At 42.9% G+C, this 8,126-nt stretch carries 8 protein-coding genes and 1 pseudogene; 5 read left to right on the top strand and 4 right to left on the bottom strand.

Annotated elements, in window-relative coordinates; translation table 11 throughout:
• Positions 1-468 (bottom strand): IS1634 family transposase N-terminal domain-related protein (locus F6K20_RS14750; protein WP_502708835.1); only part of this gene is annotated, 468 nt, incomplete at its 3' end.
• Positions 469-1,037: 569 nt separating this feature from the next.
• Here F6K20_RS14750 and F6K20_RS14745 point away from each other — a divergent pair.
• The 3 genes from F6K20_RS14745 to F6K20_RS14735 all read left to right on the top strand — a co-directional run bounded on the left by F6K20_RS14745 (position 1,038) and on the right by F6K20_RS14735 (position 4,337).
• On the top strand, positions 1,038-2,249 hold the full coding sequence (locus F6K20_RS14745) for an RNA-guided endonuclease InsQ/TnpB family protein (protein ID WP_287295111.1): 1,212 nt from the start codon (positions 1,038-1,040) through the stop codon (positions 2,247-2,249).
• Positions 2,250-2,292: 43 nt separating this feature from the next.
• Positions 2,293-2,562, top strand: a complete 270-nt coding sequence (locus F6K20_RS14740) for a hypothetical protein (protein ID WP_008189656.1) — start codon at positions 2,293-2,295, stop codon at positions 2,560-2,562.
• A gap of 1,139 nt (positions 2,563-3,701) precedes the next feature.
• Positions 3,702-4,337 carry a restriction endonuclease subunit R gene (locus F6K20_RS14735; protein WP_287251338.1) on the top strand — a complete coding sequence of 212 codons (636 nt, stop codon included), beginning with the start codon at positions 3,702-3,704 and terminating at the stop codon, positions 4,335-4,337.
• A 282-nt stretch (positions 4,338-4,619) separates the two neighbouring features.
• Here the strand turns inward: F6K20_RS14735 and F6K20_RS14730 are convergent, their stop codons facing one another.
• The 3 genes from F6K20_RS14730 to F6K20_RS14720 all read right to left on the bottom strand — a co-directional run bounded on the left by F6K20_RS14730 (position 4,620) and on the right by F6K20_RS14720 (position 5,972).
• The gene (locus tag F6K20_RS14730; protein ID WP_044495188.1) at positions 4,620-5,288 is read right to left on the bottom strand and encodes a PEP-CTERM sorting domain-containing protein; all 669 of its coding nucleotides are present in this window, start codon (positions 5,286-5,288) and stop codon (positions 4,620-4,622) included.
• An 89-nt stretch (positions 5,289-5,377) separates the two neighbouring features.
• A complete protein-coding gene (locus F6K20_RS14725; protein ID WP_008189649.1) occupies positions 5,378-5,833 on the bottom strand; it encodes an NUDIX domain-containing protein in 456 nt (151 codons plus the stop codon).
• On the bottom strand, positions 5,811-5,972 hold the full coding sequence (locus tag F6K20_RS14720; RefSeq protein ID WP_165691813.1) for a hypothetical protein: 162 nt from the start codon (positions 5,970-5,972) through the stop codon (positions 5,811-5,813). Before F6K20_RS14720 ends, F6K20_RS14725 begins: the two co-directional genes overlap by 23 nt.
• A 256-nt stretch (positions 5,973-6,228) precedes the next feature.
• Between F6K20_RS14720 and F6K20_RS14715 the strand changes: the two genes are divergently transcribed.
• Positions 6,229-7,692, top strand: a complete 1,464-nt coding sequence (locus F6K20_RS14715) for a sodium/glutamate symporter (RefSeq protein WP_008189647.1) — start codon at positions 6,229-6,231, stop codon at positions 7,690-7,692.
• A gap of 248 nt (positions 7,693-7,940) precedes the next feature.
• Positions 7,941-8,126: pseudogene (locus F6K20_RS14710) on the top strand (Uma2 family endonuclease); the annotation flags it as partial.

Below are 8,126 nucleotides of genomic sequence, written 5' to 3'. Positions count from 1 at the left end.
TTGTCTAGCTATCAGCCAATCTAGGGCTTCATATAAGTCATCTTCATCTGTTGATTCTAATCCGAGTAGATGGCTCAAAGATGAACCACAAGTTTCCTGATTTAATCCTCTAGCCGTTGCCAATTTTGAACAGGGGTCAATTATTCGGGCAACTATCATGGCGATGATAACTGCCCGATTTTTTGAAGCTTTACCATCTATTAGTTCTGGAACTCCTAATTTGTTCAGAGTGCCTAGAACCCCGGAAATATGGCCATGAGGTAAGCTTCTTTTTATCTGAAAAGCCTCCCCATAATTTTCAACGGCCACTCCTCCTTTGAGTACAATGCGTAAATTTTCGATGACATCATCAGGTAATTTAGACAGATTAGCTAGGGTGCGTTTACGAACTTTATTTCCTTCTCGGTATGATTCCCTGAGAAGGACAGCAGGTGGTGAGTTTCGATTGGGAACTCGTTCTATATACATGACTACATTATCGCCAAAGTTACCCAACCTTGAATCTTAAGAAAATTGGAAAATTACATGGGCACACAAAGAGTAGGCTAAATAAAGCTTATCCCTTATGGGGATAGCCTTTCCGTGCTCTAGTAGTACAAAAGTACAGGGGAACTTCAGTTATAGATGAGCCGAAACTATTTACTTAATTTACCTGTTTTAACTCATTTATCCTCTTTATCCTCTTGCCCTTTCTCTAGATAAATCCTCAAAACCAATTAAATTTAGTTAAATTTTATTAAGATTAATTAAGGTATGCCCTACCATGAAGCAAAACCTGATTGAAGGGAAGGTGAGCTCCCAGCTAACCCGACTAACGATACCGATGATTTGGGGAGTGTTTGCAGTTATTAGGATTTTAACAACTGAAAACTCCGTCACAAAGCGAGCGGAGATGAAAGTTGATAGCGGCTTGACGCGCCTTTTAGCTTTTTAGCTATAGGGAGTCCTGTCCCACTAAAAAAAAAAAATATAGCAACATGACTTGTAAATTTGTGCTAAACGTATTATAATAATATAACAGAAAAGGTCGAGTTCTGATGATCATACTTGAGTTCAAGGCATACGGGAAAAAGAAACAGTATCAATCCATAGACGAAGCCATCCGGACTGTGAAGTTTGTACGGAATAGCTGTCTCCGTTTGTGGATGGATAATAAAGGGTTTAACAAATACGACCTCAATAAGTATTGCAAAACCTTAGCTAAGAACTTTCCGTTTGCCAATGAACTGAACTCAACCGCTAGACAAGCTGCGGCTGAAAGGGCATGGTCATCAATTGCTCGCTTTTTTGAGAACTGTAAGAAAAAAGTATCTGGAAAGAAAGGTTTCCCTAAGTTTCAAAAGCATTGCAGGTCAGTCGAATATAAGCAGTCAGGATGGAAGCTGTCCCCTGACAATAAATCAATTACATTCACTGACAAGAAAGAAATTGGGAAGCTTAAACTCAAAGGTACATGGGACTTGTGGGGATTTGACAAGAAACAAATCAAGCGAGTTCGGATTGTCAAAAGGGCAGACGGTTACTATGTCCAGTTTTGTGTTTCAGTCGATGTAAAAGAACAATTAAAACCTGCTGATGCGACTGTTGGTCTAGATGTAGGTTTAAAAGAGTTCTATACCGACTCCAGAGGTAAGACTGAACCTAATCCCCGTTTTTACAGGACTGGGGAAAAGAGATTAAAGTTTTATCAACGCCGAGTTTATCGAAAAAAGAAAGGCTCAGCCAACCGTAAAAAAGCCATTAATAGACTAGGCAGGACGCACCTTAAAATAAGTAGGCAGCGTGAAGAACATGCCAAGAGACTGGCACGTTGCGTAATCCGGTCTAACGACCTGGTCGCCTATGAAGATTTGAGGGTAAAAAATCTGGTCAAAAACCACTGCCTCGCCAAGTCTATTAATGATGCTGGTTGGTATCAATTTAGAAAATGGATCGAGCATTTTGGGACTAAATTCGGCAGAGTAACTGTTGCAGTAAACCCTGCCTACACAAGCCAAAATTGTTCTGAATGTGGTGAAGTGCTCAAGAAGTCGCTATCAACTAGGACTCACGTTTGTAAATGTGGGTGCGAGTTAGACCGTGACCACAATGCCGCGATCAACATCCTTAAACGAGCCTTGGGTACGGTGGGGCACATCGGAACCCTGGTTTTAAACCAAAACGCTTGCAGAGAATCGACCTCTACTCTTCCTGATTCCGGTCTGGTTGAGCAAGTTGGCTCGTTGAAGCAAGAATCCCCGCGTCTTTAGACCGGGGAGTGTCAATGTCCCGATTAGCTATGCCGGAACAGGCGTGATTCTAGTTGCCAGTTCGACGTTTAATGCCTTAGGTAAACCCTTACCATCAGTGGTGATGATGGTGACTCGGATGGTAGTGCTTTACATCCCATTGGCTTATCTAGGCAGTCAGCTATTTGGGGTTAATGGTATCTTTGCCGCTGCCTGTATTTCTAATGTAGCTGTTGGCTTAGGGGCATATATCTGGAATCAGAAAACTTGTGATATCAAAACTGTTTTAGCATTAGAGAAAGAATCAGTTTCTGCTGGCATGGGTCAGCTTTGAGGTAAGCTATCAGCAATCAGCAATCAGCTATCAGCTATCAGCTATCAGCTATTAGCTATTAGCTTTTGAATAAAATTTAATCTGAATTAAATTATCCCGTTCGCGTAGCGTGGCCATAGGCCTGCATAGGTTTATTTTAAGCACCGATTGCGCTACTTGAGGTGCTGCGCGAACAGTAGCGTGGCCAAAAGCCAATGGCTGACGGCTGACGGCTGACGGCTGACGGCTGACGGCTGACTACTGACTACTGACTACTGACTACTGACTACTGACGGCTGACGGCACTTCAAGTAGCGTGGGCGTAGCATATATGCTTACCTTATGACTTCACTGCTTCCAGCTCCGTTCGCTTTCGGCTTTGCCGAAAGCGGAGCCCACGGCCTTAGCTCCCTAAAAACATGTACCTCACCTAATTAAAAACCGCTATATAACAAAAAAGTGTTCCGCAGATTACACAACCTTATGGCTATCAATACAAATGATTTTTTATAAAATTTTACCGGATATAAATGATGATTATTAATCAATAATAGTACAAAAAAAGAGTTTAAATAATAGTCAATTAATATAGCTAAAAACATTTTTGTAAATAAATGTTAATATTTTAATTAATCCTTGCATTTTCTCGAAGATTTATCTCTACTATAGAAGGTAAAAAATGAGACTAAGAACCGCGCTGAGTATGCCCGTTAATCATGACCAGCGCGGCTTTCCTCCCAACCAAGTAGGAGTTACTTCTATGATGCAAAAAAAAATCACGATCATCAATCCCAGCTTTTCAGCAAGTCACCGGATCTCCCTTGGGAATACTGAATTCTGACCTCGAAGACTGTAAGCATTAAGCTTATGGGCTATGGGCACGGTACTTGAGGTGCTAAAGGGTGCATCTCCTAAAAGCTGTTTGGGCTGGTGGGTGGAATGGGCATCAGCCGTGGAATGGGCATCTTACCCATTACAATTTTCGGGCAGGCTTTCCCAACAAAGTGCGAAGAGGTGGAAAATGAAGGCAAGCCCCCCCTAAAGCACCACTAGCAACTACTGTAGTTATAACCTAGCTGTTGGATTAGGGGCATATATGTGGAATCAGAAAACTTGTAATATCAAAACTGTTTTAGCATTGGAGAAAAATTAAGTATCTAATGAAAACTTTAAACCCTAGTAACTTATCCCTGGATGATGTTCATCGTCTTTTGAATCTCGAAGAACATTATGATGGTTCATTCACACCCTTGTTATCCTTAGAACCGTTAAAAGACGTTGAAAAGCAGGAACTAGTGCAAATAAAGAATGATTTTCGCCCCTATCTAAGATCAGGAAAAGTCTCTGAAGGGCAGGTGAAGTTAGTAGTTATTGCTCCATTGCTAAGATTAGCTGGCTTCTATCACTATCCGATTACAATTTCCGTGGAAGAGGGGATTGCCGAAATTGATAGTGAAGAGGAGGAGACACGAATTACAGGGCGGCTTGATATTCTAGCAATAAACAACCAGCAACCAACATCAGCTAATAACTATTTTTGGGTATTGGTAATCGAAACGAAAAACAGTCTAGTTGACGTAACAGCAGGTTTACCACAATTACTGACCTATGCCTATAAAAGTTTAGAGCATCAGAAATCGGTATGGGGGCTAGTGACCAATGGATTACGTTATCAGTTTGTTTATCTACAGCAGGAAACTTCCCCAATTTATCAGCTGATGCCATTACTAAACCTGATGGAATCTGATAGTTCTATTCAATTGCTAAAGGTTCTTAAAGCTATCTGTAAACTCTGAAATGTGATATCCTAATGTGATATTATCAGCAGGGATGCTTGCCCTAGTCATTCTTATTTCCCGGTTTCAAGGAAAAGTAGATACACCCTGCATTTAGTTAATCTCTCCAATTCTACCATTACAGAAACTGAAGCATCAAAACCATGAGTATCCTTTATGAAGACCAATCATTGTTTGTGATGACGATGGAATCACAATCCAATTTCATTATTTCCCTATTGGTTTAAGCATTCAGCTAATGGTAATAGCCAAGACAAAATCGGTTTGATTGATATCAACTCCTTAGGTTTTGACAATGCGGCGTGTGCCAGCTAGACCTACAGCGAATAAGCCTAATCCCAGTACAGTGGAGGGTTCCGGTACACCAACTGGTTTGTTATCAGAGGGGTAGACAACTTTTATAGGGGATATTCCTGTTAGTTTACTACTGCCTTCACGATTAGACCCTACACTTTGCAGACGCACTGCAAACTTTTGCTCCTTAAACATATTGAGAGTTAAGGCTTCTGTAGCGTGAGATAGGGTAAAGCTAGTGGCTTGAATATCATCACCTCCGATACCATTGGTGCCAATCTTTAAACCAAAATCGAATGAGCCAGGGTTGCTCGGACCACCACCGTTGAGATTGACACCATTGCCAAGATTCTTAGTATTGGTTACCAAACCCCCGGTTACATCATTGCCACTAACACTCAAATCATTTGAGTTCAAATTGAAAGTGTCGTTAATATCGAAGAATACCCCAGTGATGTCGGCCAAGGTATCAGTCACTTCAAAGTTAAACTTAACATCATTGCCAACTTCCTCTAAAGTAATGTTGACTGTAGCTGGAGAACCGGTAAATGGAGAAATATCGAAGTCAAGAGCAGCCGCTTCAGCAGAGATGGCGGTCAATGTAGAAGCAGCGATGGTTACAGTAGCAGCTGCCATTAAAGAGGGCTTGATGTTCATGAGTGTGTAATCCTTAACTTTTCTTAATTATCAGGATTACAGGCTGATGTTTGCATTCAGGTTGCTTCAATGTATCCCTAGTTGATGACTTACTGTATCACTTCCGCAGATAGCCTAGGTCTAATTCCATAATGGCGATAATTCCAATAATCCCGCAAAATCTTGTTGTGGTCAAAGCAGAGATTAGATGGAACTTCCCAAGGGTGAAAAATGCCGAGATTTTTAGCATCATCAGCCGCTTTTGGTTCACCAGTTGCTGTAGCTAAAAACACAATACTAATGGTATGTTTACGGGCATCACGACTAGGGTCAGAATACACCTGGAATTGCTCAATTAGTTCAACCTGTAAGCTGATTTCTTCCTTAGCTTCCCGCAGCGCTGCTGTTTCTACCGACTCGCCGTAATCTACAAAGCCACCGGGAATTGCCCAGCCTAGGGGGGGATTCTCCCGTTCAATCAAAATAATCGGTCGATGGGGTCGGTCGATTAGTTCAATAATGATATCAACAGTGGGAGCAGGATTACGGTATTGAGTAGAAGTCATGGGTTAGATAACATATGCTTGAGTATTTATCATATAGCAAAGGAAACAGGGAATAGTGAATAGGGAGTAGGGAGTAGGGAGTAGGGAGTAGGGAGTAGGGAGTAGGGAGTAGGGAAGTTCCGATCATAAATTCTGACAATTAATATTGTGTAATATTGTGAGAAATGCGATATGTCCGATTACCCTGACCCAAAAACTAGAGACTAGACGGAATTTTATCTCTCGCCTGAGTTACAATAATTTTTTATTCAGCTTCACCACGATAGACTCAACTCGCCGACGATGCTTTACTGTTAAAGCTTTACCATCAAAGCTTTACCGTCACATTTGAAATTTTTAGTTAGCAGAGGCAGTTGACTTCGGTGGTGTAACTATCCCACTGAGGGGAAGGTGCTATGTTTACGCTCATCAATGCTTTATTTGCTTTGATCATGATCGGGATTTTACTCCTGATCGGCAGGTTTCTCAAACAGAAAGTTCCGCTGTTTCAATCCCTTTATCTACCAGAATCGGTTATTGCTGGGGGAGTAGCATTGTTACTCGGACCAGGAGTATTGGGTGCGATCGCATCTACCGTATCAGGTACAGATTCCTTACTAGCTGGGGGTTTGTTTCCGAAAGCCATGGCAACATTTTGGTCTCAGTCTCCTGGTGTCTTTATCAATGTTGTCTTCGCCGCCTTATTTTTAGGTGAAGCTATCCCCAGTCCCATAAAAATTTGGCGCAAAGCGGCACCTCAGGTAGCATTCGGTCAAACCCTGGCCTGGGGACAATATGTGATTGGACTGCTGCTAGTTCTGTTAGTCTTGAGTCCGATATTCGGTGTCGATCCCATCGCAGGTGCATTAATCGAAGTTGCCTTTGAAGGCGGTCACGGCACCGCTGCTGGCATGACCAATACCTTTAGAAAACTCGGTTTTAACGACGGTGGTGACTTGGCTCTAGGCTTGGCTACAGTCGGTATTCTCTCAGGAGTGATCGCAGGTACCTGGCTAGCAAGCTGGGGCAGGCGCAAGGGATACATCCACAGGAGCCCTGATCCCAGCAGTGAGCTACAACAGTTTCGGGATAAAATTCAAAATACAATTCAACAGACAATTCAACGAGAACCTACGGAAGTCAGGTTAACCAGAGCGAGATTAATGGATGGTTTACTGATCGATCCCCTGTCATTGAACCTTGCTTTTGTAGGAGTTGCGATCGCAATCGGCTGGCTAATCCTGGCAGTGCTCAAGTTTATTGAGTCAGTTACTTGGGGAGCCGGTGGCTTTCAAGTCATTCAGTATGTGCCTCTTTTTCCCATGGCACTAATTGGTGGTTTGATTGTCCAAGTAGTAACCGTGCGTCTAGGACTGGGGTCACTAATTATTCGACCCTTGCAGGAGCGTATCTCTGGCGTAGCGCTAGATGTGGTAATTGTGACCGCATTAGCGTCGATTTCCCTAAGAGTGCTGGGAAACAACCTCTTGCCATTTTTAATTCTTGCGATCGCTGGCATCGTCTGGAACATCTGGGGATTTATTTTCCTGGCACCCCGTATACTCCCCAGATACTGGTTTGAGCGTGGCATCGGGGATATGGGACAATCCATGGGAGTGACAGCAACCGGTATCTTGTTGATCCAGATGGTAGACCCAGATAACCATACCGGTGCTTTTGAGAGTTTCGCCTACAAACAGTTGTTCTTTGAACCGATAGTAGGTGGTGGCTTGTTTACTGCTGCTGCACCAGCACTGATTGTGCAATTTGGCCCATCGGTAGTGTTACTGCTAACCACAGGATTACTAGCTTTCTGGTTAATCTTTGGTCTGTGGAACTTTAAGCGGATGAGAAAGACATTTAGGCAAGCTAATCTTTGAAGGGTTAGGGCGTGTTTTCTTGCCTCGGAGATCCCCCATTATCCCCCTTAAAAAAGGGGGACTTTGAGTATGGCTCCCCCCTTTTTTAAGGGGGGCTGGGGGGGATCATAATCTTGCGTAAAACTTTGAAAACACGCCCTAGTCTGTAATCGGGCAAGGGAAGCGTGCTTCTCTTGGGCAACCCTGGGCAAGATTTGGGCTCTAGTATGGTTGGTATAAACTGAACCAGTGAAATTTTGTAAGCAGCTATGACCCAGTCGATTCCAAGGATTGCCCTCCGAGAATTTCTCACTCAACCCAATATTGAGGCTTCTCCGGCATGGGAATTAATTGATGGGCGAGCAGTCCAAAAACCAATGCCAACCCTCTTTCACTCCCGCCTACAACGCAATCTGGTTAATTACATCAATGATCGAACCAATGGATTTGAAGCG

Origin of the sequence: Moorena sp. SIO2C4 (genome assembly GCF_010672485.1) — a bacterium.
Taxonomy (GTDB): Bacteria; Cyanobacteriota; Cyanobacteriia; order Cyanobacteriales; family Coleofasciculaceae; genus Moorena; species Moorena producens.
The sequence above is the reverse complement of the archived record's forward strand: the minus strand, read 5'-3'. Positions and strand labels throughout refer to the sequence as shown.

Bases quoted from the DNA above. Each gene is read 5' to 3' on its own strand.
- F6K20_RS14730 (WP_044495188.1), bottom strand. From the start codon at position 5,288: ATGAACATCAAGCCCTCTTTAATGGCAGCTGCTACTGTAACCATCGCT.
- F6K20_RS14715 (WP_008189647.1), top strand. From the start codon at position 6,229: ATGTTTACGCTCATCAATGCTTTATTTGCTTTGATCATGATCGGGATT.
- F6K20_RS14735 (WP_287251338.1), top strand. From the start codon at position 3,702: ATGAAAACTTTAAACCCTAGTAACTTATCCCTGGATGATGTTCATCGT.
- F6K20_RS14725 (WP_008189649.1), bottom strand. From the start codon at position 5,833: ATGACTTCTACTCAATACCGTAATCCTGCTCCCACTGTTGATATCATT.
- F6K20_RS14745 (WP_287295111.1), top strand. From the start codon at position 1,038: ATGATCATACTTGAGTTCAAGGCATACGGGAAAAAGAAACAGTATCAA.